The organism is Nonomuraea sp. NPDC051941 (genome assembly GCF_044593615.1).
This window is the reverse complement of sequence record NZ_JBIUCF010000031.1, coordinates 82,857-105,472: the sequence shown is the minus strand read 5'-3', so window position 1 is coordinate 105,472 and position 22,616 is coordinate 82,857. Positions and strand designations below refer to the sequence as shown.

The window sequence follows — 22,616 nt, the reverse complement described above, 5'->3', positions numbered from 1 at the left end:
GGGGTACCTTCCTTAGTTGGACGCCCTCAGCCGGAGCCCTTGCATGCCCCCGTCGACCGCGAGCGCGGTCCCGGTGGTGGCGCCGGCTTCAGGACTGGCGAGATAGGCGATCGCCGCGGCGACCTCCTCCGCGCTGACCAGGCGGCCCATCGGCTGCCTGGCGTTCAGTGCGGCCCGCTCCCCCTCGGGGTCGTCGGCCTTGTCGAGCAGCCTCGCGACCCACGGGGTGTCCGCGGTGCCGGGGTTGACACAGTTGACGCGAATGCCCTCACGGATGTGGTCCGCGGCCATCGCGAGGGTCAGCGAGAGCACCGCGCCCTTGGTCGCGCTGTAGAGCGCGCGCTGCGGCAGGCCCGCGGTGGCCGCGATCGAGCACGTGTTGACGATGGAGGCGTGCTCTGACTGCCTGAGGTACGGCAGCGCCGCCCGCGCGACCCGGACCATGCCGAGCACGTTGACGTCGAACACCCTCTGCCACTCGCTGTCCGGGTTGTCCTCGATGGTGCCCAGAGCGCCGATGCCCGCGTTGTTGACGAGCACGTCGATGCCGCCCAGCCGCTCGGCGGCCTCCGCCACCGCCGCCCGTACCTGTGCGTCATCTGTGACATCGACCTTGATCCCGATGAACGGCTCGCCCGGCGGATTGATGTCGAGGCAGGCGACGGTCATGTCGCGCTCGGCGAGCAGGGTGGCCACGGCCAGCCCGATGCCGGACCCGCCGCCGGTCACGATCGCTTTCAGGCTCACGCGTCCCTCCATACTTCGCCGCCGGGGAATGTGTGGGCGGCGATCGACACTGCGTGCATCTCCGCGCTGGAGCCGGGCGCGGACGGTGCGGCGTAACGACCGTTGCGGATGACCACGGGGTCCACGAAGTGCTCGTGGAGGTGGTCGACGTACTCGATCACGCGGTTGTCCATGGAGCCGGTGATCGCGACGTAGTCGAACATCGACAGGTGCTGCACCAGCTCGCACAGCCCTACGCCGCCCGCGTGGGGACACACCGGCACGCCGAACTTGGCCGCGAGCAGCAGGATCGCCAGGTTCTCGTTGACGCCGCCGACTCTGGCCGAGTCGATCTGCAGGTAGGAGATGGCGTTGGCCTGCAGGAGCTGCTTGAACATGATGCGGTTCTGGACGTGCTCGCCGGTGGCCACGGGGATGGGGTCGATGCCCCTGGCGATGGCGGCGTGGCCGAGCACGTCGTCGGGGCTGGTCGGCTCCTCGACCCAATGGGGGTGGAACTCGCCCAGCGCGTTGATCCACTCGATGCCCGATCCGACGTCCCAGCGCTGGTTGGCGTCGATGGCGATCGGGAAGTCGGGGCCGCAGACCTCGCGGGCGACCCTGAACCTGCGCCGGTCGTCCTCGAGGTCGGCGCCGACCTTGAGCTTGATCTGCTTGAAGCCCTGCTCCAGGGCCTCCTTGCAGAGCCTGCGCAGCTTGTCGTCGTCGTACCCGAGCCATCCGGGGGAGGTGGTGTAGGCGGGGTAGCCGACCTCGATGAGCCGGCTGATCCGCTCCTCCTTGCCCGCCTCCTGGCTCTTCAGGATCTGGAGGGCCTCTTGCGGCGTCAGCGCGTCGCTCAGGTAGCGGAAGTCGATGAGGTCGACGATCTCCTCAGGGGACATCTCGGACAGCAGCCGCCACAACGGCTTGCCCGCCCGCTTGGCCTTGAGGTCCCACAGGGCGTTGACCACGGCGGAGATCGCCATGTGCATGACGCCCTTCTCCGGCCCCAGCCAGCGCAGCTGCGAGTCGTTGACCATGTCCTTGTAGAGCACGCCGAGGTCCTCGACGTCCTTGCCGATCACGTACGGCTCGAGCGCGCTGATGGCCGTGGTCTGGATGTCGTTGCCACGCCCGATCGTGAAGGCGAACCCGTGCCCCTCGAACCCGTCATCGGTCGTGAGCACGACATAGGCCGCGGAGTAGTCGGGATCCGGATTCATCGCATCCGAGCCGTCGAGCTCGCGCGAGGTCGGGAACCGCACGTCGTGCGTCTCCATCCCGACGATCCGGTACGCGCCACGAGTCGTCATGCCTGCCCCACCATCTGGCGCTGCCGCCCGAGCCCTTCGATCTCCAGCTCCATCACGTCACCTTCACGCAGGTACGGCTGCCCCGGCATGCCCATCGCCACGCCGGCCGGCGTACCCGTATTGATCACGTCACCCGGCTCCAGGACCATGAACTGGCTCAGGTAGCGCACGATCTCGGCCACGTCGAAGATCATGTTCTTGGTGTCGCCGTCCTGGCGCAGCTCACCGTTCACCCAGAGGCGCAGCGGCAGGCTCTGCGGGTCGCCCACCTCGTCCGCCGTAACCAGCCACGGGCCGAGCGGGTTGAACGTCTCGCACGACTTGCCCTTGTCCCACTGCCCACCGCGTTCGAGCTGGAACTCGCGTTCGGAGACGTCGTTGGAGATCGCGTACCCGGCGATCACGCCGAGCGCCTCCTCCCGGCTGCCCAGGTAGCGGGCCTCCTGGCCGATCACGACAGCCAACTCCACCTCCCAGTCGGTCTTCACACTGCCCCTGGGCACGAGCACCTCGTCGTACGGGCCGACCATGGTGTTCGCGGCCTTCATGAACACGACCGGCTCAGCCGGCACATCCTGCCCGGACTCGGCGGCGTGGTCGCTGTAGTTCAGGCCGATGCAAACGATCTTGCCCGGACGAGCGATCGGGGCGCCGATCCGCAGCCCTTCGGCGTCGACGACGGGCAGGGCACCACGCTCGAGCGCGTCCCGGACGCGCGCCACTCCCCCGGAAGCGAGGAAAGCCCCGTCAATCTCGGGCTCTCCGATGTCGCGCAGGTGACCGGCGTCATCCATGACCACCGGACGTTCCTGGCCGACAGGTCCTACTCGCAGCAGCTTCACACCGCATCCTTCTCATATACATCGGATGTCTCGATTCATGATGCTCGTGCGATCGGGCAGAGTGTGTCAAGGGTGACAAGACGGATACATCCGATCCGTGACCTCGAAAGACACCCCCTGGGGGTGGTCGATGCCTGTGAAGCGACTTTACCGCTCCGATGGCTGCATTCACATACACGAATTAACGCCTCCAAATACATCGGAGGTAAATCCCACCCCCAAGACCACACCTCCCACCTCCCACGCCAACCACCACCGGCAAACATCCCCCCAGGACAATCCACCCCACGCCGGCCGGGGTGGCGGCGTGGGACTCCAGTCCCGCGATAGGCGCCGGCGCGGGACCCAGGTCCCCGCAGCAGGTGCCGGCGTGGCCCCCGTGGCAGGTGCCCGGCGCGGGCCCCGTGGCAGGTGCCAGCGTGGGACTCAAGCCCTCGCGATAGGGGGCACGGGCCGGCTTATCGAGCACGCGGGCCCCGCCGTGTCCCACACGCCAGGCCAGCCGTATCGGGCATGCGAGCCGACTCAACCTGAGCGCACGCGACGGCTGCACCGCGCATGAAACCCAGCCGAGGCTCGCGCGCAGACGACCAACGGCTCGCACGTAGACGCCGAGGGCACGCACACAGACAGCCGATAGCACGCGCACAGACGACCAGCGGCACCCACACAGAGGGTCGACGACTCGCACGCAGACGGCCCACGGCACGCACACAGACAGCCATGGCGCACACACAGACGACCAACGGCTCGCACCCAGACAGCCGAGGGCACGCACGCAGAGGCACGCACGTGGACGGTCGACGACTCGCGCATAGACGGCCGGCGGCACGCAGGCAATCGGCCAATGACACGCGTGTTTCCCGCCGTCAAGCGAGGCTGCTGTCGTCGGTGACCGCGGGGACCTGGCGCAAGCCGCATCGCCCGACGAATGCCCGACCTCGGCGGACGCCTTGTGGAGCCATTTCGCCACTACATTGCCCCTTGACGGTCGTACAGGGACGTAATAGAACACGTTTCAAGTAGTAGTAAACCAAGCGCTTGATCAAGAGGGTGAATCTGGTGCACATCGACCTCGTCGACAGGGACATTTACGCGACCACCGGACCACCACACGAGCAGCTCGCCTGGCTCCGCGCGAACTCCCCCGTCCACTGGCACGAGGGCGAGCCCGGATTCTGGGCCGTCACCCGATACGAGGACGTCGTCCATGTATCGCGGCACTCCGACCGGTTCTCCTCGCACAAGAAGCTCGCCCTGTTCGAAGAGCTGACCCAGGAACAGATCGATCTCCAGCGCCACATGATGCTCAACCAGGACCCGCCCGAGCACACGAGACGGCGTTCCCTGGTCAACCGCGGCTTCACTCCGCGCACGATCGGCGCGCTCGAAGCGCACATCCGCGACATCTGCGACGACCTCCTGGACAAGTGCACCGGCGAGATCGACTTCGTCACCGAAGTCGCCGCGCCGCTCCCCCTGTACGTGATCTGCGAATTGCTCGGCGCGCCCGTGGCCGACCGCGACAAGCTCTTCACCTGGTCCAACCGCATGATCGGCAGCCAGGACCCGGATTACTCGGAGACTCCCGAGGTGGGCTCGGCCGCCGCCATGGAGGTCTACGCCTACGCCAACGAACTCGCGACACGCCGCAGGGACACCCCGAAGAACGACATCGTCACCAAGCTCCTTCAGCCCAACGAGCACGGCGAGACGCTTGACCAGGACGAGTTCAACCTGTTCATCCTCCTCCTGGCGGTCGCCGGCAACGAGACGACCCGCAACGCGGCCTCCGGCGGCATGCTCACCCTCTTCGAGCACCCGGACCAATGGGCCCGCCTGGTCGCCGACCCCACCCTCGCCAAGACCGCCGCCGACGAAATCGTCCGCTGGGTCTCCCCGGTCAACCTCTTCCGCCGCACCTCCACCACCGACCAGGTGCTGGGCGGGCAGGAGATCAAGGCCGACGACAAGGTCGTGGTCTTCTACGCCGCCGCCAACCGCGACCCCGCGGTCTTCTCCGATCCCGAAGTCTTCGACATCACCCGCGACCCGAACCCGCACATCGGCTTCGGTGGCGGCGGAGCTCACTTCTGCCTGGGCAACCACCTGGCCAAACTCGAACTCCGGGTCCTCTTCGAACAACTGGCCCGCCGACGCCCCAAACTCCGCCAAACGGGCTCTGCGCGCCGGCTTCGCTCGAACTTCATCAACGGCATCAAGGAGCTTCCTGTCACGGTCGGCTGACCCTTGGCGGCGGCCACCGCAGGGAATCGGTTCCACCCATGTCACCGCTCGCCACAAGGGCCTGTTGGTGGTCAGCACAACGGCGCTCGGCCCAGCTCGGACCAGCTCAGCTCGGCCCGAGCTCGGCCCAGCTCGGCCCGACGTTCCGCCACAAACGCCCCACCAAGGCTCCGGTGCGACGCGCGGCCGACACTACGGCGCAACGCCCAGCCAGCACTCGGCGTTGAGCCCGGCTGATACTCCGGTGCGGCGCCTGGCTGGCATTTGAGCACGGCGCCGGCCATCAGTCCGGCGTGGGCGCCCGGCCAGCGTTCGGGCACGGACGGCGTGCGGGCACGGACGCTGGCCGGCGCTCGGCGTGGTGGGTTGGAGGGGTGGGTGGCTGATTAATCGGAAGCGGGAGCGGCGGCGGGCGGCTCGGATGCGGCGGAGGATGTGGTTGGTGCGCTCCGGGCCGGGCTGCCAACCGCATTCGATCAAGGCGTTGGCCACGTGATGGAGGAGGTCGGCGATCTGGCCGGGGATGACGTCTCGGCGGACGGCGATCACGCGCCATCCGCGGCGGCGCAGCTCCTCGCGGCGGTCCGCGTCGCGTTGCTGGTCGGCGGCTGAGGTGTGATGCTCCTGGCCGTCGTACTCGACTGCGACCTTGAACTCCTCCCAGCCCAGGTCCAGGTACGCGAACCGGTCGTCGTCCAGCCCGACCCGGATCTGGGTGGTGGGTCTGGGGAGGCCGCCTTCCACGAGGATGATCCGGAGCCAGCTCTCCCTGGGTGAGGCGGCGCCCCGGTCGGCGAGGCCTAGGGTGTCGCGTAGGCGCCAGGAGTTGAGCGGGCGGTGCCACAGAGCTTCGAGATCGACGCCTCGGCGTGCGAACTGGTCGAGGATCGCCACCGCCTCCATGCGGGGCAACCAGCGGGCGCAGTCGAGGGCTGTGCGTTCCATGGTGGTGAGGCGGACGCCCTTGTGCATGGTGATGTCTTCCGGAGGGAGCGGCGCCGGGTAGGTGACGCAGCCTGGGAGAGCGAGGTGGCCGGGGGCGGTCAGCTCTATGGGCCAGTCGGCTTCTGGGGTGTGCAGGGCGTTCAGACCCCAGATATGGGCGGCTGTCTGGCGGCAGACAACGGCCTGCGGGATCGCTCGGGTGATTCGGGCGGTCCGCTCGGCGAGTGATGGCGGGGTGGGTGGCAGCTCTGCCTTTGGAAGCCCGCGATCGGTCTTTCCCTGAAGGGGAGGTGGCTCTTTCAGGGGTGCGGTGCTGGGTGTCGATGTCCCTTTTTCGGGGTCTACAGCTCCGAAGGGCGGTGCCGCATGGGGTGGAGGGCCGTGAGGCGTGGTTACGGCGCTGGGGTAAGCGGGGTCGGTGACGGTGCAATCGGTGACTCTGGGGTCTCTGAGGCTGGAGTCGGTGACGGTGAGGTGGGTGGGGTGGTGTGGGTGGTGCATGGCGCACAGGATGCTATGGCGGGGCTGGTGGCGAGCGGCCGAATGGAGTTCTGTGGAGGACGTTGAGTTTTCCACAGTTCAGGGAATTGACCTGCGGTTTTAGGACCCACGCTGCTTCGTGGTGGCCGGGTTGGCCGTGAGTAGCCCATCGTTGACGTTTTCCGGGTTAGCCGCTGCCTCTGATCGTTGCGCCCCGACCGTAACCAGCACCAGGACCGGCCAACGCTCCCCCAACCCGAGCGCACAGAACCTGTGCCGATCGCCGAGAAGATAGCGCCCTCCGAAGTAAGGCGCTCCGGTGCCCGTCAGGTCATCACTGAGCTACTTCGCCGGGATCCTCACAGCAAGCTATCCGGCTTGCGAGAACTCGCCCGGCGCGTCGGCGTCACCCTCTGAAGTCGGCGGCTTGCAGCTGGAATTGCAGGTCGGAGGCGCCTGGCGTCTCCAGGACCGACACCGCGATCAGGCCGGCGGCTGCGGCAAGGCTCTCGAATCCCGAGCGGGTATACCAGTGCAGTATCCAGGGGCGGTCCACGACGGTGCTCTCGCCGTCGCAGTACCGCTCGTAACGCAACACCGTCGTCTGCGTCCGCGCGGAATCGCTACGCTCCTCGGACACCACCGAGACACGCAACTCAGCACCGTCGTCCGCCGTAGCGGTGCGCACTCGGCCGATCCGTTCGGCAGGTGTGGGCGACGGGACGAACAGCGGCACCAGGGCGGTGCCGCCCACGGCGAGATGGTTGCGGATGCGGTGGAGGGCAGCCAGAGCGATGGAGTCGTCGGGGAGCAGGTTGAAAGTCGGCCCGGCAAGAAAGATCGCGCGGTAGCGGCGTGGCAGATCGAGCGCCTCCATGCGCTGTTGGTAGACGACGACATCGACGCCTTGCTTCTCCGCCCGGCGACGGCACCGCTGCAGCATGTCCGCCGAGGAGTCGACACCCTCGACGTCCAGGCCGCGCCGACGCAGGTCGAGCAGTGGATCGCCGTCCCCACACCCCAGCTCCAGAGCCGGGGAACCAGCCTCTCGGACAAACGCCGCGTAGGGCTCTGGATCTTGGGCGACGGACTTCAGCGGCCCATATAACTCGGCGACGATGCCTGTGTAGAAATCAGCAGGATGCACGCCCGCACCTTACGCTTCAGCCGAATGCGCGGCGTCCGGCCCGCTCACCAAGTGAACGACACCTTGACGAGCGCACCGGCCATCCGCGCGCTTCACTGGCCTGACCGATCAAGCCCGGCCGGGGTCGAAGAGAGGGCCGTCGAACGAACCCCTCTGCCGGCTGACCGGCTGCCGTCGGCTCCGCCGCCATAAACGCCAAACCTAAAAGCGCGGTGGAGGTTGCGGGTCAAGGGTGCAGGGTGAGGCCCTTCAGGACCTTGTCCACGCCGTTCTTCGGCCCATGGATCGCCACCCCCACCAGCGCCAGTTCATCGGCCTCCACCGCCCGCACGGCCGCTCGGTTGTCCGCGTCGTGTCCCGTCTTGAACATCTCCTCGATGTAGACGGCCACGTCCATCTCCCGGCCCACCGCCTTCTCCCGGACGCCCCGGAGGCCCTCCAAGTCGGCCGTGTAGACGAGCACGGGCTGGCGGAGCATCGGCAGGTACGAATTGCCGGACCCGTCCTCGTACGGCTCCCCCATGAGCCCCGGCACCCCGCCCGCCACCGCGCTGGACAGGAAGGCGGTGACGTTGAGCTTCTGCCATGCGGCCAGATCCGCGCGGACCACGATGCCGATCTTGGTGTCGAAACGCATGGTCACGAGTCTCCACTTCCCGCCCCCGCCGTGTCTTGAACGCTGGTGCGGAAGCGTCAGCTCACGAAGACCGGCCGCCAGTCCGGCATCTCGTGGTAGCGCCGCAGCTCCGCGACGCCCGACAGGATCCCGCCCCACGCCGCGTACGGCGGACGTTCCGTGTCGAACCCGCTCTGCACCAGCGTCAGCCGCGTCTTCCCGCCGGAGCCCTCCAGCTCCCACGTGCCGACTCCCGAGGTGCCCCAGTCCAGGGAGAACTTGCGGCCGGGCTCCAGCTCCAGCACCTTGGCCGGGCTGGGGTCGTTGGCCAGGCCGCCCATCGCGAAGCGCCCGCCCACGTGCGGCTCGATCTCGATCGGGTACCCGAACCACTTCGTCACCGTCTCGGAGTCGATCAGCGACTCGAACACCTGAGACGGCGAGGCGTCGATCGTGACCTGGGCCCGCAGGTCCACGGAGGAGAAGTCGATCTTGGGTGTGAGCTCGCGTCCCTCGAGGTGCTCGGCCAGGTTGGCGACGGCCAGGCACCAGTACGTCTGGAGCACGCCCCGGATGCTCTTGCCCGTGATGACGTCCTGGAAGTCGAAGTGCGTCTGCGACAACGTCAGGATCGTCGCGTCCCCGTCCTCCTCCAGCTTCAACTCGGTGGTCGTCTCCTCGCCGTCCAGCACCCACGCGAAGCGCACCGTGCGCTCGTCCGCGTGCAGCAGCCGCTGGTGCGGCGCGTCCCCCTCAGGCGTGGTACGCCCCCAGAACCCGAACCGGTCGGGCAGCTCCACCTCGGCGTGCTCGGCCAGCCAGATCCGCAGCGTGGCCGGGTCGGTGAGCGCGTGGCGCACGTCCTTGACAGGCGCCTGGATGCGGGCACGAAGCGTCATGGGCTCGGTCATCGTCATCTTCTCCTTCGGAGAGGGCGAGTGTGAGTGTGAGTGGCCGATCCGCGTGGGCGGTCGCCGGTCGGGCGTCGGCTTCAGGCTGGTTGTGGTCGGTCGCCCCCGTCCGGCCGCCGATGCGGGCCGGTCTCGTCCGTGGGCGCCGGAGGGGCATCGAACGCGGGAGGAGCGGTGGGTGCCGGAGGGGCAGGGGCGGCTGGAGGGGTGCCGGGCTCGGGGATGTCTGCGGGAGGGTCGGCGGCGGCGTTCGGGTAGCAGGCGACGGCGAGCTTGAACGCGTCCCCCTCCGCCCCGCCGTACCGCGTGAACAGCCCCTGCAGCATCGTCTGCAGATCGTTCAGGAACTCCTGACGCTCTTCAGGACGCACGCGGATCTCCCCCGACAACCCGATCGACGGCAGCTCGGGCGCGCTCCTGTCGAGCGCCGCGATGTCCGACTGGACCTCCTCCATGAGATCCAGCAGGTAACCGAGGCTCAGCTCGTCACGCGCCTTGCGCAGCCCGATCCGGCCCACCAGCCGGGGCGACAGCCAGTACGAGCGAGCACCGGCCTGATAGATGCCCTCGTGGATCCCGCGCACCTTGCGCTCGGACACGAGGTCCACCAGGCCCGCCTCGACCAGCCGTTTGACGTGGTAGTAGACCCGCTGCGGCGTCTGGCCGAGCCGTTCGGCGACCTCCGAGCACGTACGCGGCTCGGCCAGCTGCCGCAGCACCTCCACGCGCTGCGGCTTGAGCAGTGCCTCGGCCTGCTCGATCTCTTCCAGGTACAGGACGTCTCTCATCGCAAAAACAATCCTTTACGTAAAAATTTGGTTTGTCAATGGCGGTGAGGACAATGGAGGGATGGCGCATGACTGGTCCCGATACTGGCGGTCACCCGACCGGCCGGTGGAGGCCATGCATGCCCACTTCGAGCGGCACGTTTACCACCGGCACAGCCACGAGACCTACTCGTTCGGGGTCACCGAGACCGGCGCGCAGTCGTTCACCTGCCGCGGCTCGGCCCACACGAGCTCGGCGGGCATGGTCATGGCGTTCAACCCGGAGGACCCCCACGACGGCCACGCCACGAACGCGTACGGCTTCACGTACCGGATCGTCCACATCGGTCCCGAGCTCGTGTCGAACGCCCTGACCGACGCGACGGGTCGCCACCTGGGCCTGCCCCTGTTCGCCGCGCCCGTGGTCGATGATCCCGTCCTGGCGGGGGCGCTGCGCTCCCTGCACGCGGAGCTCCTCGGCTCCGACGCGACGGCTCTGCGGCGCGACGAGCTGCTCACGGCCACGGTCGCGGCGATCGTACGGCGGGCCGCCACGACCCCGATCCACCCGGACGGCAGGCCAGGAAGGTCGGCGAGGGTCGCGCGGCAGGCCAGGCAGCTCCTCCATGACCGCCTCAGGGACGATCTCACGAGCGACGACCTGGCGCGGGCCACGGGCGCCAGCCGCTACGCGGTCTACCGGGCCTTCCACGCGGAGTACGGGCTGTCCCCCAGCGACTACCAGCGGCAGCTACGGCTCAGAGCGGCACGTACGCTGATCGCCGGCGGCACGGCCATCAGCGAGGCGGCCACCGCGACGGGCTTCGCCGACCAGAGCCACCTGACCCGCTGGTTCACCCGCTACTTCGGCCTGACCCCGGGCACCTATCGACAGGCCGTCACAGGTGAACGATGACCGTCACGGCCAGGAGCTGTCCTGGTCGGGATCGCCTCCGTCGGAGAGCAATCGCAGATCCGACTCGACCATCATCGCCACCAGCTCGTCGAACGACACGCTCGGCTCCCACCCCAGCTGCGCCCGCGCCTTCTTCGGGTCCGCGCACAGCAGGTCCACCTCGGCCGGCCGGTGCAGCGTCTGGTCGGTCACCACGTACCGCTCCCAGTCCAACCCCGCGGCCGTGAACGCCGCCTCCACCAGCTCCCTGACCGACTTCATCCGCCCCGTCCCGATCACGTAGTCCTCGGGATTGGCGGCCTGCAGCATCAGGTGCATCGCCTTCACGTAGTCGCCGGCGAACCCCCAGTCCCGCCGCGCCTCCAGGTTCCCCAGCCGCAGCTCGGCGGCCAGCCCCAGCTTGATCCGGGCCACCCCCAGGGACACCTTCCTGGTGACGAACTCGGCCCCCCGGCGCGGCGACTCGTGGTTGAACAGGATCCCGGACACGGCGAACATGCCGTACGACTCGCGGTAGTTCTGCGTGAGGAAGTGCCCGTACGCCTTGGCCACCCCGTACGGCGAGCGCGGGTGGAAGGCGGTCCGCTCGTTCTGCGGCGTCTCGCTGACCTGCCCGAACATCTCAGAGGATGAAGCCTGATAAAAGCGGATCTGTCGGGAGGCGCCCGAGCCCCGCGACGCCCCCGAGCACACCCGGATCGCCTCCAGCATGCGCAGCACGCCCATCCCGGTCACCTCGGCCGTGAGCTCCGCCTGCTCCCACGACATCGGCACGAACGAGATCGCCCCGAGGTTGTAGACCTCGTCAGGCTGAACGCGTTCCACCGCCGAGATCAGGGACCCCTGGTCCAGCAGATCCCCCCGCACCACCCGCACGTCGGAGAGCAGCTTGCGCATCCTGGACACGCGCGGGTTCGCCTGCCCCCGGGCCAGGCCCCACACCTCGTACCCCTGCTCGAGCAGGTGCTCCGCCAAGTAAGAACCGTCCTGGCCGGTGATGCCGGTGATCAGAGCTCGCCTGGCCAAGGGTCCTCCTGCTATCGCGTATAGCAATCTGTCTGGGACGGAATGTACAGCTAAGCGCCCAGATAGGGCACCAGCCCACCTAGAACCCGTTCCACCGAACCACGCTCGGTTACGGCAACGTCGCAGTTCGCACGACGTTTAACCGTAATTGTGAACAATTCCACCCGACCTACCGAATGGTAGCCTTCTCGGACTAAGGTCATCTTCACGGTACACGCCCATCTCAAGGGCCCTACCGGCGGAGAAAGGGGTGTCGTGGAAGAGCCAGCCCGGCGGGATCGAACGCTGCGAGTCGCGTTGTTGTCCTACCGCAGCAAGCCCACCTGTGGTGGCCAAGGCGTCTATCTTCGCCACCTCAGCCGCGAGCTGGTCGCCTTAGGGCACCACGTCGAGGTGTTCTCCGGGCAGCCCTATCCCGAGCTGGACGAGGGCGTCATCCTGCGCGAGGTGCCCAGCCTCGACCTCTACCGCGACGAGGACCCGTTCAGAACGCCCAAGCTGCACGAATACCGCGACTGGATCGACTGGCTCGAGGTCGGGACGATGTGGACGGCGGGGTTCCCCGAGCCGCTGACGTTCACGCTGCGGGCCTACCGCGAGCTGAAGAAGCGCATCGGCGACTTCGACGTCGTGCAGGACAACCAGACCCTCGGATACGGCCTGCTGGGCATCCAGCGGATGTTCCCCGTGGTCGGCACCATCCACCACCCGATCAGCGTCGACCGCCGCATCGAGCTCGAGGCCGCCACCGGCGGGAAGAAGCTGAGCCTGCGCCGCTGGTACGGGTTCGTGAAGATGCAGTCGCGCGTCGCACCCCGGCTGAGCCCGATCCTGACCGTCAGCGAGTCGTCGCTGGCCGACATCCACCGCGACTTCAACGTCCCCCAGGCGAACATGCGCCTGATCCCCCTCGGCGTCGACACCCGCTACTTCCACCCGCGCCCGGACAAGCCCAGGCGCAAGGGCTCGATCGTGGCCGTGGCCAGCGCGGACTCGCCCATGAAGGGCGTCGCGACGCTGCTGCGGGCGGTCGCGAAGCTGGCCACCGAGCGCGACGTGCACCTCACCGTCGTCAGCCGCCCCACCCCCGGCGGCCCGACCGAGCAGCTCGTCCAGGAGCTGTCGCTGCAGGACCGGGTGCGTTTCGTTCACGGCATCTCCGACGACGAGCTGGGCGAGCTGATCGCCACCTCGGAGATCTCGGTCGTCCCCTCCCTCTATGAGGGCTTCTCGCTGCCGGCCGTCGAGCACATGGCCTGCGGCACGCCCCTGGTGGCCAGCCGTACGGGGGCGCTGCCCGAGGTCGTGGGCGACGCCGCCATCCAGGTGGCCCCGGGCGACCCCGAGGAGCTGGCCGCGGTGCTGCGCCGCCTGCACGACTCCCCCGAGGAGCGCGAACGCGTGGGCAAGGCCGGATACGACCGCGTCATGGAGCGCTACACCTGGCACGTCGTGGCCAAGAAGACCGTCGAGGCGTACCTCGAGGCCATGGAGAACCACAAGAGGAGAGGCTGACCAGTGCTGACCGTCGACTTCGCCCGGCTTCCCGTCGGCCCCGGCGTGCGCCTGCTCGACCTGGGCTGCGGCGGCGGCAGGCACGCCTTCGAGGCGCTGCGCCGGGGAGCGGACGTGATCGCGTTCGACATGGACCAGGCGGAGCTGGACGGCGTGGCGGCCATGTTCGCGGCGATGGACAAGGCGGGCGAGGTGCCGCCGGGGGCGAGCGGGCAGATCGTCCAGGGTACGGCGCTGGACATGCCGTTCGAGGACGGCAGCTTCGACCGGATCATCGCGGCCGAGGTGCTGGAGCACATCCCGGACGACATGGCGGCCATGCGCGAGCTCTTCCGCGTGCTCAAGCCGGGCGGTACGGCGGCCGTCACCGTGCCGAGCTTCCTGCCCGAACGGATCTGCTGGGCGCTGGATGAGGCCTACCACACGGCCCCCGGGGGACATGTCCGGATTTATACGTTGGCTGAGCTGTCGGCCAAGCTGAAGTCCATCGGGTTCGAGATCGGCCCCCACCACCACGCCCACGGCCTGCACGCGCCGTACTGGTGGATCAAGTGCGCCGTCGGCGTCGGCAACGACGACCACCCGCTCGCCAAGGCGTACCACGAGCTGCTGGTCTGGGACATCATGAAGCGCCCGGCCGCCACCAGGATCGCCGAAGCCGTGCTCAACCCGATCATCGGCAAGAGCGTGGTCCTCTACGTCAGGAAGCCATGATCTCCCACGCGGAGGTCGTGCGGACGGGCGAGAGCATCGCGGCGATCCAGCAGGACGACGGCGGCGTGCCGTGGCCGGAAGGCCACGTGGACGCCTGGAACCACGTCGAGTGCCTGATGGCCATGTCCGTCGCGGGGCTCGTCGAGCCGGTACGGCGCGGCTACGCGTGGCTGGCCCGCCACCAGCGCCCCGACGGCTCCTGGCCGATGAAGCTGGCCGACGGCGTGCCCACGGAGCAGGGCGGCGAGAGCAACCACGCCGCCTACGTCGCCGCCGGGCTCTGGCACCACCACCTCGTGACCGGCGACCAGGCGTTCACCGAGGAACGCTGGCCCATGGTCAAGGCCGCGCTCGACTATGTGGCGGGTCTGCAGACCGAGCGGGGCGAGATCGTCTGGGAGCGCGACGCGCACGGCGTCGCCTCGACGCTCGCGCTGCTCACCGGGTGCTCCTCCATCCACCAGGGGCTGCGCTGCGGCGTGCTGCTCGCGGACCACCTGGGCGACCCCCAGCCGCACTGGGAGCTGGCCGCCGACCGGCTGGCGCACGTGCTGGCGGCGCATCCCGAGGCGTTCGCGGACAAGAGCCGCTTCTCCATGGACTGGTACTACCCGGTGCTCGGCGGCGCGGTGCGCGGGCAGCAGGCGTTCGAGCTGCTGGAGCGCGAGTGGGCCACGTTCGTGGTGCCCGGGCTCGGGATCAGGTGCGTGTCCGACCAGCCGTGGGTGACGGGGGCGGAGACGTGCGAGCTGGTGCTGGCGCTCGACGCGCTGGGAGACCGGGGGCGGGCGGTCACGCTGTTCACGGACGTGCAGCATCTGCGGCACGAGGACGGCTCGTACTGGACGGGCTGGCAGTTCGCGAACCTCAAGCACTTCCCCCACGAACGATCCGGGTACACGGCCGCCGCCGTCGTGCTCGCCGCCGACGCGCTGCTGGCGCTGACGCCGGGGTCCGGCCTGTTCAGGGACATCGTGGGGACGTCGGTGTCCGACCCGGAGACCTGCGGCTGCGCCGCCGGCACGGGCCTGGTACGCCGCGACGACCTCTGACCTCACCCCCGCACAAGCGCTTTTGCGGGTTCTTTGCCGCCGAAATCCGGTGCGCCGCCGATGATCGACGCAATGGGCTTACTAGCTTCTGAGTGACTCGTACGAGGCGTCTTCGGGGGAAGCGTGGGCGACACGGGCACAACTTCGTTCTTGGATCAGGTCAGGACCGAGCCGACACTGTCCCGGGCGAGGGGGCTGCGGAGGTTCCTGGTCAAGGATCCTCTGGAGTCCGATCTGGGCCGGCGACGATTCCGGCTCAGAGGAGGAGCTTCCCGAGCGGTCTTCACCGATGCCGAAAGTGCATACGTTTTCGGCTTCAACGCGGTGATGTCCCGGGAGATTGAGAAGGTCGAGGAAATATCGGCTGAGCAGCGGCCCTTCGGCTACGAAGGGGCGGCCGCCGCCTGCACCGTGCTCGACCTGCTCACGCTGACGCGGGGCCGGCGCCTTCACGAGCTACTCACCGGCCCCGCCCAGCATCATCGCCACGCCGCCTACGTCGGCGCCGGTCGCGGCTACGCCCTGCTGCGGCTGCGACCCCTGTGGGGGGCGCGGCGCGCGCATCCGCTGCTGCGCTGGCTGGCCGTGGACGGGTTCGGGTTCCAGTGGAGCCTGGCCAGGGCCGACCGCATGGTGGGCGAGCGCACGATGCCCGACCTGCTGACCAGGGCGCACTGCGCGGTGTTCGACCAGGGGCTGGGGCGGCTGCTCTGGTACCACGACAGCGCCTCGCCCGACGACATCGCCGCCAGGATCGGTGGATATCCGGCGGGACGTCGGGGCGACCTGTGGAGCGGGATCGGGTTCGCGGCGACGTACACGGGCGGGGCCGACTCCGACGAGCTGTGGTGGCTGACCGAGCACGCCGGGGCCGACGGGTTCCGCGCCCAGCTGGCCCAGGGGTGCGCGTTCGCCGTCGCCGCCCGGCTGCGGTCGGGGACGCTGCCGGACCACACGGCGCAGGCCGTGCCGATCCTGGCCGGGGCCGAACCCGAGGCGGCCGCCTCGTGGACGGACCAGGCGCTCCTCGCGCTCGGGCACGAGGCGCACACGCACGAGGACTTCCAGCGCTGGCAGTCCCAGACCCGCCGGTCCTGGAGCCAGCGCCACCGCTGCTGACTAGATTCCGGGGCCGACGCGCTCCAGCACGCGGAGCGAGCCCTCCACCGACACCTCGCTGAAGGCGCCCGACCGCAGAGCCCGCTGGTAGACCCGGTACGGCGCCTGCCCGCCGTCGGCGGGATCGGGGTAGATGTCGTGGAAGACCAGCGCTCCGCCCTCCATGACGTGCGGCGCCCAGCCCTCGTAGTCGCGGGTCACCGGATCCTCGGAGTGCCCGCCGTCGATGAACAACATCCCCAGAGGCGTCCTCCAGAGAGCGGCGACCTGCTCCGACCGGCCGACGATCGCGATCACCTCGTCCTCGAGCCCCGCGGCCGCGATCGTGGCCCTGAACGTCGGCAGCGAGTCCATCTTGCCGAACCGGGGGTCCACCAGCGTCGGGTCGTGGTGGGCCCACCCTGGCTGGATCTCCTCGGAGCCCCGGTGGTGGTCGACAGTGACGACCACCGACCCGGCCTGCCTGGCCGCCGCGCCGAGATAGACGGCCGACTTCCCGCAGTATGTGCCGATCTCGCAGACGGGGCCCAGCTTCCCGTACTGGCAGGCGGCCTCGTACAGGGCCAGCCCCTCGTTGTGCGGCATGAATCCCTTGGCGTGCTTCGCTGCGTAGAGCAGCTCTGACGGCATCGTCATGGGGATGCAGCCTAGCCGAACCGAATAACATTCCAGGGGACCCTTGCAGCGCCGTTCTGAAACCTGTTCTACTTACAACGTGAATCAGCGCGCTCGCATCACCATGTCGGACGACGACGTCACCGCCTTCCTGGAGAGCTCGCGCAAGCTGCAGCTGGCCACCATCAACGCGGACGGCACACCCCATCTGGTGACGATGTTCTATGGGCTCGACAAGGGACGCATCACCTTCTGGACCTACGCGAAAGCCCAGAAAGCCCGCAATCTTGCCCGCGACTCCCGGGTGAGCTGCCTGATCGAGACAGGCGACGACTACGCCGAGCTCCAAGGCGTCCTGGTGTACGGGAACGCCGAGCGGGTGGACGACCGCGACCGCGTCATGGACATCGGGATGACGGTCGCCCGCCGGATGACTCCGGGCGTACCGGACGAACTGCTGCGCCCGTATGTGGAGCAGACCGGGCAGAAGCGAGTTGCGTACGTCGTGGAGTACACCAAAGTGGTCTCATGGGATCACAGGAGGCTCGCATGAGAGTCAAGGTGGACGAGCTGGTCTGCGAGGCCAACGCCGTGTGCATGGGGCTCGCGCCGGAGGTGTTCGAGGTGGACGACGACGACCAGCTCCACGTCCTGCTGCCAGAACCGCCCCCCGAGATGCAGGACCGTGTCCGCCACGCCGTCCGGTCCTGCCCCAAAGCCGCCCTTTCCCTAGAGGAATAGCCCCGCTAGGCACCAGCCGGAGGAGGAACCCCATGCGCGCCGCGATCCTGCACGCCGTAGGCAACGACAAGCTGGACATCCGCGACGACGTCACCCTGGCCCCCGTCGGGCCGGCGGACGTACGCGTACGGATCAAGGCGACGGGCGTCTGCCACTCGGACCTGTCGGCCATGACCGGCGTACTGCCGCAGCCCGTGCCGCTGGTGCTCGGGCACGAGGGCGCGGGCGAGGTGGTCGAGGTGGGCGAGCACGTCGCCTCGCTCAAGCCGGGCGACCACGTGGTCATCAACTGGCGGCCCGGCTGCCAGGAGTGCGACCTGTGCCTGGGCGGCCAGCCGTACCTGTGCATCAAGTACGTGGTCGAGGCGTTCAGCAAGGGCAACTTCCGGTTCGGCGGCGACGGGGCGACGGCGTACGGGATGGCCGGGTGCGGCACCTGGGCCGAGGAGATCGTCGTTCCGTGGCAGGGCGCGATCAAGATCGACGAGGACGTGTCGTGGGAGGCGGCGGCCCTGATCGGCTGCGGCATCACGACCGGCGTGGGCGCCGCGATCAACACCGCGAAGGTCCGCCCCGGCTCCACGGTCGCGGTGATCGGCTGCGGCGGCGTCGGCCTGTCGGTCATCCAGGGCGCCCGCCTCTCCGGCGCCCGCATGATCCTCGCGATCGACCCGCTGGAGTCCAAGCACGAGCTGGCCAAGAAGGTCGGCGCCACCCACGCCGTCACCCCCGAGCAGGTCCCCGACACCCTGAACGAGCTCACCGCCGGCGCCGGCTTCGACTACGGCTTCGAGGTGGTCGGCAAGGCGGCCACCATCCAGAGCGCCTGGCAGATCACCCGGCAGGGCGGCGACGTCATCGTGGTCGGGGCGGGCGCGGTGGACGACATGGTGTCGATCTCGGCGTTCAGCCTGCTGTTCGAGGGCAAGAACCTGCTGTCCAGCCTGTACGGCGAGGCGGACGTGCGCCATGCCTTCCCCTACTTCGCCAAGCTCCACAAGGCCGGCAAGCTGGACCTGGAGTCGATGATCAGCGCCCGCATCCGCCTGTCGGACCTGAACGACGCGGTGGCGGCGTTGCGGGGCGGCGAGGTCCTCCGCCAGATCGTCGTCATGGACTGACTCTGTTCCGAGGAGAAGGGGCCGCCGCGGTGGCCCCTTCTACTGCGTCGGCGCCGGCGCGAGCCAGTGGCGATTGAGGTCGCTCACGGCCTCCAGCCAGACCTGCGGCCGCTCCCCGGCGGCGATCGCGTCCGCGGCGCTGTGCAGGACGGTGAACAGGAGCGTGGCCGCGACATGCGGGTCGACCTGGCGGAACGCGCCGTCGTCCATGGCCCGCCGCAGCGCCTTGGCGATGGCGGCGATGATGTCCGGCCCCCCTTCGGGCGCGGGGTTGGAGTGGAAGACCGCGGCGTGGAGCCCGCCGGGCCGGGCGATGGACTCGACGGCCGCCGCGCATTCGGCGTCGAGGGTGGCCCACCAGTCGATCGGCTCGGTGGATTCGGCGAGCCGGTGGAAGCGGTCCACGTAGTCCCGGAGCACGCGGTCCCGTACCGCGGTGACCATCTCCTCCCAGGAGGAGAAGTAGACGTAGAAGGTGCCCTTGGCGGCGTCGGCTTCGGCGGTGACGGCCTGGACCCAGTTGGTCACGTCCTGCCCGGAGTCCAGGAGCCGGATGGCGGCGTCGATGAGTTCGCCGCGCCTGGCCTCGGGGGAAAGGCGGCGCCGGCTCCTGGAGGTCACCATCGCATCAGGTTAGCCGACCGTCATGTCATCACCCCTGCGTGGGAGATGAGGAGCTCGCTGACGCCGCGAAGGTTGATGTGCTCCCGGTACGGCGGCGGGTCGGCGACCAGCGCGGGCTCCCGTACGCGCCGGGCGAACGCGGCCAGCGCCACCCGGCCTTCGAGGCGGGCCAGCGGCGAGCCGAGGCAGAAGTGCGGACCGAAGCCGAAGCCCAGATGCCGCACCTGCTCGCGGGCCGGGTCGAACCGGTCCGGGTCCGGATTCGCCTCCGGGTCCCGATGGGCCGCGGCCAGCAGCAGGATGACCAGGCTGCCCGCGGGCACCTTCGCCTTCCCGACGCTCATGTCCTCCTTGGCGACCCGGGCGGTGAGCTGGACGGGCGGGTCGTAGCGCAGGGTCTCCTCGACGACCGCGGACGCCGTACCGGGATCGGCGCGCAGGGCGGCGAGGTGGCCGGGGTGCCGCAGCAGGGCGAGCACGCCGTTGGCGATCAGGTTGACCGTCGTCTCGTGTCCCGCCACCAGCAGCAGCACGATCGTGGAGACCAGCTCGTCATGGCTGAGCGCGTCGCCGCCCTCCTGCGCGGCGATCAGCTCGGAGATCAGGTCGTCCCGGCGCGGGCTCCGGCGCCGTTCGGCGACGAGGTCGTTGACGTACCGGTGCATGTCGGCCATGCCACCCGCCCACTCGTCGTTCCCGTCGCCAGGATTGCCGAACCCGTCGAGCAGCCGGGTGAGCTGGGCGGTCCACCCGTGGAACAGCCGCTCGTCGGCCTGCGGCACGCCGAGCATCCGGCAGATGACGGTCACCGGCAGCGAGTAGGCGAGGCCGGACATCACGTCGAACGTCTTCCCCTCGGCCGCGCGGTCGAGGCACTCGTCGACCAGCCGCGTGACGGAGTCCTCCATCCGTGCGACGGTACGGGCGGTGAACGCGCTGCTGACCAGACGCCGCAGCCGGGTGTGGTCCGGAGGATCCAGGGAGAGGAACCACGGCCGCCGGACCGAGGCGGGAGCGTCCGCGGGGTATGGGTCTGCTGCCCCATCGGGCTGGAAGAACCGCCACCGCTCGGCGCTGAGCCGCGGGTCGCGCAGCAGCGTCTCGCAGTCGCGGTAGCCCGTCACCACTAACGAGGACATCTCCTCGATCCACACCGGGCCGCGAGCGCGGAACTCGGCGTAGATCGGATACGGGTCGGGCCTCGACGCGGGGTCGAGCAGCTTGCCGACCAGGTGCAGACCGGACGAGGTCTCGCTGTCGGTTGCCATGGACATCTGGGCTCCTTGAAGTCGCACACTATTGACCTTAGGTCATTAATAATGACCTAAGGTCAATATGTCAACGACGACAGCCGGGCTCTCCCGGAAGGTCGATGGTGACGTCGAGGCCGCCGCCGGCCCGGGCGGCGAGCGCGACCCGTCCCCGGTGGGCGAGTGTGACCGCGCGCACGATCGACAGCCCCAGCCCCAGGCCGTCGGTACGGACGCGGGTTCCCAGCCCGCGCACGAACGGTTCCAGCAGCGTCTCCGCCTTGCCGGACGGGATCTCGCGGCCGGTGTTGGAGATCCGCAGGACGGCGCGCCCACCCGCCGTACCCGTGTCGACGACCACCCGCCCACCTGCCCGGTTGTAGCGGACCGCGTTGTCGACCAGGTTGCCGATCATCCGTTCCAGCAGGACCGGTTCGCCGCTGACGGGTGCGGGCCGAAGCTCGGATCGCACGGCGACGCCGGCGGCAGCCGCCCGCGCCGCGGCGGCGTCGAGGGCGGCGGCCGCGACGGCGGCCAGGTCGACCGGTTGGCGCGCTGCCAGCCCGGCCTGGCTACGCGCCAGCAGCAGCAGCCCGTCCAGGACGCGCTGCATGTGCTCGACCGCGCCGCGTACGTCGCCGGCCATCGCGAGCAGCTCGGCACGGCTGGGCTTTCCGTCCAGGGTGACGTCGATCGCCGTGCGCGCCGTGGTCAGCGGCGTACGCAGCTCGTGGGCGGCGTTGGCGGTGAACAGCCGCTGGCTGTCCAGGATCCGGTCCCGCTCGGCGACGCCGCGCTGGATGCGGTCCAGCATCCCGTTGATCGTGCCCGCCAACGCCGACAGCTCGTCGGCAGGGGCGGTGACCGGGACCCGCTCGGTGAGGTTCTCGGCCGACAGCCGCCGGGCGGTGGAGGAGATCACGCGGATCGGCCGCAGCACCCGACCGGCCACCAGCCAGCCGAGCACGGCGGCCAGACCGGTCACCACGACGAGCGCCAGACCGGCCTGGGGCAACAGCGCGGACAGGGTGTCGGCCTGCACCCGGTCGGCCAGAACGCGCAGCCCGTCCTGCGGCGACGTGTCCGGCGAGGGATTGCCGACCGGGTCCAGGTGGGTGAAGATCGCGCGGCGCCGCATCAGCAGATAGGTCAACCCGGTCAGAGCGGCGCCCGCGACCAGCGCCAGGGCGGTCTGCAGCAGAGCGAGCCGGGCCCGGGCGGTCAGCCTCACGAACCGATCCGGTAGCCGGCGCCGGTGACGGTCTCGATCAGCGGCGGGTCGCCGAGCTTGCGGCGCAGCGTGCCGACGGTGATCCGGACCGCGTTGGTGAACGGGTCCGCATGCTCGTCCCACACCTTGTCCAGCAGGGTTTCCGCGCTGACCACGGCACCGCCGGCGGCCAGTAGCCGCTCCAGCACGCCGAACTCCTTGGGCGTCAGGCGCAGCAACCGCCCGTCCCGCTCGGCGCTGCGCCGGGCCGGATCCAGGGCCACGCCGGCGGCACGCAGCACCGGCGGGCGGGCCGGTGCGCTGCGCCGTACCAGGGCGTGGACCCGCGCGACCAGCTCGGAGAACGCGAACGGCTTGCCCAGGTAGTCGTCCGCGCCCAGCATCAGCCCCCCGACCCGGTCCTCCACGGCGTCGGAAGCGGTCAGCATCAGCACCCGCGACACCCCCTGCTGGGCGAGACGGCGGCACACCACATCGCCGTGCACGACGGGCAGGTCCCGGTCCAGGACCACCACGTCGTACGGCGTGATCTCGCACTTGTCCAGAGCACTCCGGCCGTCGAGGGCGACGTCGACGGTGAAACCGTGCTTGCGCAGCCCGGCTTCGATGTACCCGGCGAGGGGTTGCTCGTCTTCGACCAGGAGCACGCGCATCCGGGCAGTATGGCAACGCCCGCATATGGAAGGCATATGGGC

The 22,616-nt window shown here is 69.3% G+C and carries 23 protein-coding genes; 9 read left to right on the top strand and 14 right to left on the bottom strand.

The genetic code is table 11. The features are described 5' to 3' along the window. Positions 1–12: 12 nt before the first annotated feature. From ACIHFD_RS40985 to ACIHFD_RS40975, 3 genes are read right to left on the bottom strand one after another with little or no spacing between them, the layout of a single operon-like run. Complete coding sequence (locus ACIHFD_RS40985; protein ID WP_350729393.1) at positions 13–747, bottom strand: SDR family oxidoreductase; 735 nt, start codon at positions 745–747, stop codon at positions 13–15. After that, a complete protein-coding gene (locus tag ACIHFD_RS40980) occupies positions 744–2,042 on the bottom strand; it encodes an L-fuconate dehydratase (protein WP_397371506.1) in 1,299 nt (432 codons plus the stop codon). The genes ACIHFD_RS40985 and ACIHFD_RS40980 overlap by 4 nt, the downstream gene beginning before the upstream one ends. Then, positions 2,039–2,884, bottom strand: coding sequence for a fumarylacetoacetate hydrolase family protein (locus ACIHFD_RS40975; protein ID WP_397371505.1), 846 nt, complete (start codon positions 2,882–2,884; stop codon positions 2,039–2,041). The genes ACIHFD_RS40980 and ACIHFD_RS40975 overlap by 4 nt, the downstream gene beginning before the upstream one ends. A 1,041-nt stretch (positions 2,885–3,925) precedes the next feature. On the opposite strand from ACIHFD_RS40975, the gene ACIHFD_RS40970 reads away from it, so the two are divergent. Next, positions 3,926–5,131, top strand: coding sequence for a cytochrome P450 (locus ACIHFD_RS40970; protein ID WP_397371504.1), 1,206 nt, complete (start codon positions 3,926–3,928; stop codon positions 5,129–5,131). Between the two features lie 192 nt (positions 5,132–5,323). On the opposite strand, the gene ACIHFD_RS40965 is transcribed toward ACIHFD_RS40970, so the two are convergent. From ACIHFD_RS40965 to ACIHFD_RS40945, 5 genes are all read right to left on the bottom strand, one after another. Further along, on the bottom strand, positions 5,324–6,076 hold the full coding sequence (locus tag ACIHFD_RS40965) for a DUF559 domain-containing protein (RefSeq protein WP_397371503.1): 753 nt from the start codon (positions 6,074–6,076) through the stop codon (positions 5,324–5,326). A gap of 886 nt (positions 6,077–6,962) precedes the next feature. Further along, the gene (locus ACIHFD_RS40960; protein WP_397371502.1) at positions 6,963–7,703 is read right to left on the bottom strand and encodes a class I SAM-dependent methyltransferase; all 741 of its coding nucleotides are present in this window, start codon (positions 7,701–7,703) and stop codon (positions 6,963–6,965) included. A 226-nt stretch (positions 7,704–7,929) separates the two neighbouring features. After that, positions 7,930–8,340, bottom strand: a complete 411-nt coding sequence (locus tag ACIHFD_RS40955) for a DUF2000 family protein (RefSeq protein WP_397371501.1) — start codon at positions 8,338–8,340, stop codon at positions 7,930–7,932. A 56-nt stretch (positions 8,341–8,396) separates the two neighbouring features. Beyond that, positions 8,397–9,230, bottom strand: a complete 834-nt coding sequence (locus ACIHFD_RS40950) for an SRPBCC domain-containing protein (protein WP_397371500.1) — start codon at positions 9,228–9,230, stop codon at positions 8,397–8,399. Positions 9,231–9,310: 80 nt separating this feature from the next. After that, entirely contained in the window at positions 9,311–10,018 is a 708-nt protein-coding gene (locus ACIHFD_RS40945) for a helix-turn-helix domain-containing protein (RefSeq protein ID WP_397371499.1), read from the bottom strand. A 61-nt stretch (positions 10,019–10,079) separates the two neighbouring features. Here ACIHFD_RS40945 and ACIHFD_RS40940 point away from each other — a divergent pair, with 61 nt between their 5' ends. Beyond that, on the top strand, positions 10,080–10,913 hold the full coding sequence (locus ACIHFD_RS40940) for an AraC family transcriptional regulator (protein ID WP_397371498.1): 834 nt from the start codon (positions 10,080–10,082) through the stop codon (positions 10,911–10,913). A 3-nt stretch (positions 10,914–10,916) separates the two neighbouring features. Here the strand turns inward: ACIHFD_RS40940 and ACIHFD_RS40935 are convergent, their stop codons facing one another. Next, on the bottom strand, positions 10,917–11,939 hold the full coding sequence (locus tag ACIHFD_RS40935; protein WP_397371497.1) for a GDP-mannose 4,6-dehydratase: 1,023 nt from the start codon (positions 11,937–11,939) through the stop codon (positions 10,917–10,919). A gap of 255 nt (positions 11,940–12,194) precedes the next feature. Here ACIHFD_RS40935 and ACIHFD_RS40930 point away from each other — a divergent pair, with 255 nt between their 5' ends. The 4 genes from ACIHFD_RS40930 (at position 12,195) to ACIHFD_RS40915 (ending at position 16,339) form a co-directional block, all read left to right on the top strand. Continuing rightward, positions 12,195–13,454, top strand: a complete 1,260-nt coding sequence (locus tag ACIHFD_RS40930) for a glycosyltransferase family 4 protein (protein WP_350729375.1) — start codon at positions 12,195–12,197, stop codon at positions 13,452–13,454. A gap of 3 nt (positions 13,455–13,457) precedes the next feature. Beyond that, positions 13,458–14,168 carry a class I SAM-dependent methyltransferase gene (locus ACIHFD_RS40925; RefSeq protein ID WP_397371496.1) on the top strand — a complete coding sequence of 237 codons (711 nt, stop codon included), beginning with the start codon at positions 13,458–13,460 and terminating at the stop codon, positions 14,166–14,168. After that, a complete protein-coding gene (locus ACIHFD_RS40920) occupies positions 14,165–15,220 on the top strand; it encodes a prenyltransferase (RefSeq protein ID WP_397371495.1) in 1,056 nt (351 codons plus the stop codon). The genes ACIHFD_RS40925 and ACIHFD_RS40920 overlap by 4 nt, the downstream gene beginning before the upstream one ends. A 123-nt stretch (positions 15,221–15,343) precedes the next feature. Next, positions 15,344–16,339 (top strand): DUF1702 family protein, encoded by a 996-nt coding sequence (locus tag ACIHFD_RS40915; protein WP_397371494.1) that lies wholly within the window; start codon positions 15,344–15,346, stop codon positions 16,337–16,339. Here ACIHFD_RS40915 and ACIHFD_RS40910 read toward each other — a convergent pair whose 3' ends face one another. Continuing rightward, positions 16,340–16,969 carry a class I SAM-dependent methyltransferase gene (locus ACIHFD_RS40910; RefSeq protein ID WP_397371549.1) on the bottom strand — a complete coding sequence of 210 codons (630 nt, stop codon included), beginning with the start codon at positions 16,967–16,969 and terminating at the stop codon, positions 16,340–16,342. An 85-nt stretch (positions 16,970–17,054) separates the two neighbouring features. Between ACIHFD_RS40910 and ACIHFD_RS40905 the strand changes: the two genes are divergently transcribed. From ACIHFD_RS40905 to ACIHFD_RS40895, 3 genes are read left to right on the top strand one after another with little or no spacing between them, the layout of a single operon-like run. Continuing rightward, a complete protein-coding gene (locus ACIHFD_RS40905; protein ID WP_355205206.1) occupies positions 17,055–17,507 on the top strand; it encodes a pyridoxamine 5'-phosphate oxidase family protein in 453 nt (150 codons plus the stop codon). Beyond that, positions 17,504–17,695, top strand: a complete 192-nt coding sequence (locus tag ACIHFD_RS40900) for a ferredoxin (RefSeq protein WP_350729366.1) — start codon at positions 17,504–17,506, stop codon at positions 17,693–17,695. The genes ACIHFD_RS40905 and ACIHFD_RS40900 overlap by 4 nt, the downstream gene beginning before the upstream one ends. Positions 17,696–17,727: 32 nt before the next feature. After that, a complete protein-coding gene (locus ACIHFD_RS40895; RefSeq protein WP_397371493.1) occupies positions 17,728–18,816 on the top strand; it encodes a Zn-dependent alcohol dehydrogenase in 1,089 nt (362 codons plus the stop codon). 39 nt (positions 18,817–18,855) lie between these two features. Here ACIHFD_RS40895 and ACIHFD_RS40890 read toward each other — a convergent pair whose 3' ends face one another. The 4 genes from ACIHFD_RS40890 to ACIHFD_RS40875 form a co-directional block, all read right to left on the bottom strand. Then, complete coding sequence (locus ACIHFD_RS40890) at positions 18,856–19,440, bottom strand: TetR/AcrR family transcriptional regulator (protein ID WP_350729362.1); 585 nt, start codon at positions 19,438–19,440, stop codon at positions 18,856–18,858. A gap of 20 nt (positions 19,441–19,460) precedes the next feature. Continuing rightward, positions 19,461–20,714 carry a cytochrome P450 gene (locus ACIHFD_RS40885; protein WP_397371492.1) on the bottom strand — a complete coding sequence of 418 codons (1,254 nt, stop codon included), beginning with the start codon at positions 20,712–20,714 and terminating at the stop codon, positions 19,461–19,463. Positions 20,715–20,778: 64 nt separating this feature from the next. Further along, a complete protein-coding gene (locus ACIHFD_RS40880) occupies positions 20,779–21,921 on the bottom strand; it encodes a sensor histidine kinase (protein WP_397371491.1) in 1,143 nt (380 codons plus the stop codon). Then, positions 21,918–22,574, bottom strand: coding sequence for a response regulator transcription factor (locus ACIHFD_RS40875; RefSeq protein WP_363976538.1), 657 nt, complete (start codon positions 22,572–22,574; stop codon positions 21,918–21,920). The genes ACIHFD_RS40880 and ACIHFD_RS40875 overlap by 4 nt, the downstream gene beginning before the upstream one ends. Positions 22,575–22,616 lie beyond the last annotated feature (42 nt).

Bases quoted from the DNA above. Each gene is read 5' to 3' on its own strand.
- ACIHFD_RS40900 (WP_350729366.1), top strand. From the start codon at position 17,504: ATGAGAGTCAAGGTGGACGAGCTGGTCTGCGAGGCCAACGCCGTGTGC.
- ACIHFD_RS40955 (WP_397371501.1), bottom strand. From the start codon at position 8,340: ATGCGTTTCGACACCAAGATCGGCATCGTGGTCCGCGCGGATCTGGCC.
- ACIHFD_RS40895 (WP_397371493.1), top strand. From the start codon at position 17,728: ATGCGCGCCGCGATCCTGCACGCCGTAGGCAACGACAAGCTGGACATC.
- ACIHFD_RS40945 (WP_397371499.1), bottom strand. From the start codon at position 10,018: ATGAGAGACGTCCTGTACCTGGAAGAGATCGAGCAGGCCGAGGCACTG.
- ACIHFD_RS40950 (WP_397371500.1), bottom strand. From the start codon at position 9,230: ATGACCGAGCCCATGACGCTTCGTGCCCGCATCCAGGCGCCTGTCAAG.
- ACIHFD_RS40980 (WP_397371506.1), bottom strand. From the start codon at position 2,042: ATGACGACTCGTGGCGCGTACCGGATCGTCGGGATGGAGACGCACGAC.
- ACIHFD_RS40940 (WP_397371498.1), top strand. From the start codon at position 10,080: ATGGCGCATGACTGGTCCCGATACTGGCGGTCACCCGACCGGCCGGTG.
- ACIHFD_RS40890 (WP_350729362.1), bottom strand. From the start codon at position 19,440: ATGGTGACCTCCAGGAGCCGGCGCCGCCTTTCCCCCGAGGCCAGGCGC.
- ACIHFD_RS40885 (WP_397371492.1), bottom strand. From the start codon at position 20,714: ATGTCCATGGCAACCGACAGCGAGACCTCGTCCGGTCTGCACCTGGTC.
- ACIHFD_RS40920 (WP_397371495.1), top strand. From the start codon at position 14,165: ATGATCTCCCACGCGGAGGTCGTGCGGACGGGCGAGAGCATCGCGGCG.
- ACIHFD_RS40965 (WP_397371503.1), bottom strand. From the start codon at position 6,076: ATGGAACGCACAGCCCTCGACTGCGCCCGCTGGTTGCCCCGCATGGAG.
- ACIHFD_RS40875 (WP_363976538.1), bottom strand. From the start codon at position 22,574: ATGCGCGTGCTCCTGGTCGAAGACGAGCAACCCCTCGCCGGGTACATC.
- ACIHFD_RS40910 (WP_397371549.1), bottom strand. From the start codon at position 16,969: ATGCCGTCAGAGCTGCTCTACGCAGCGAAGCACGCCAAGGGATTCATG.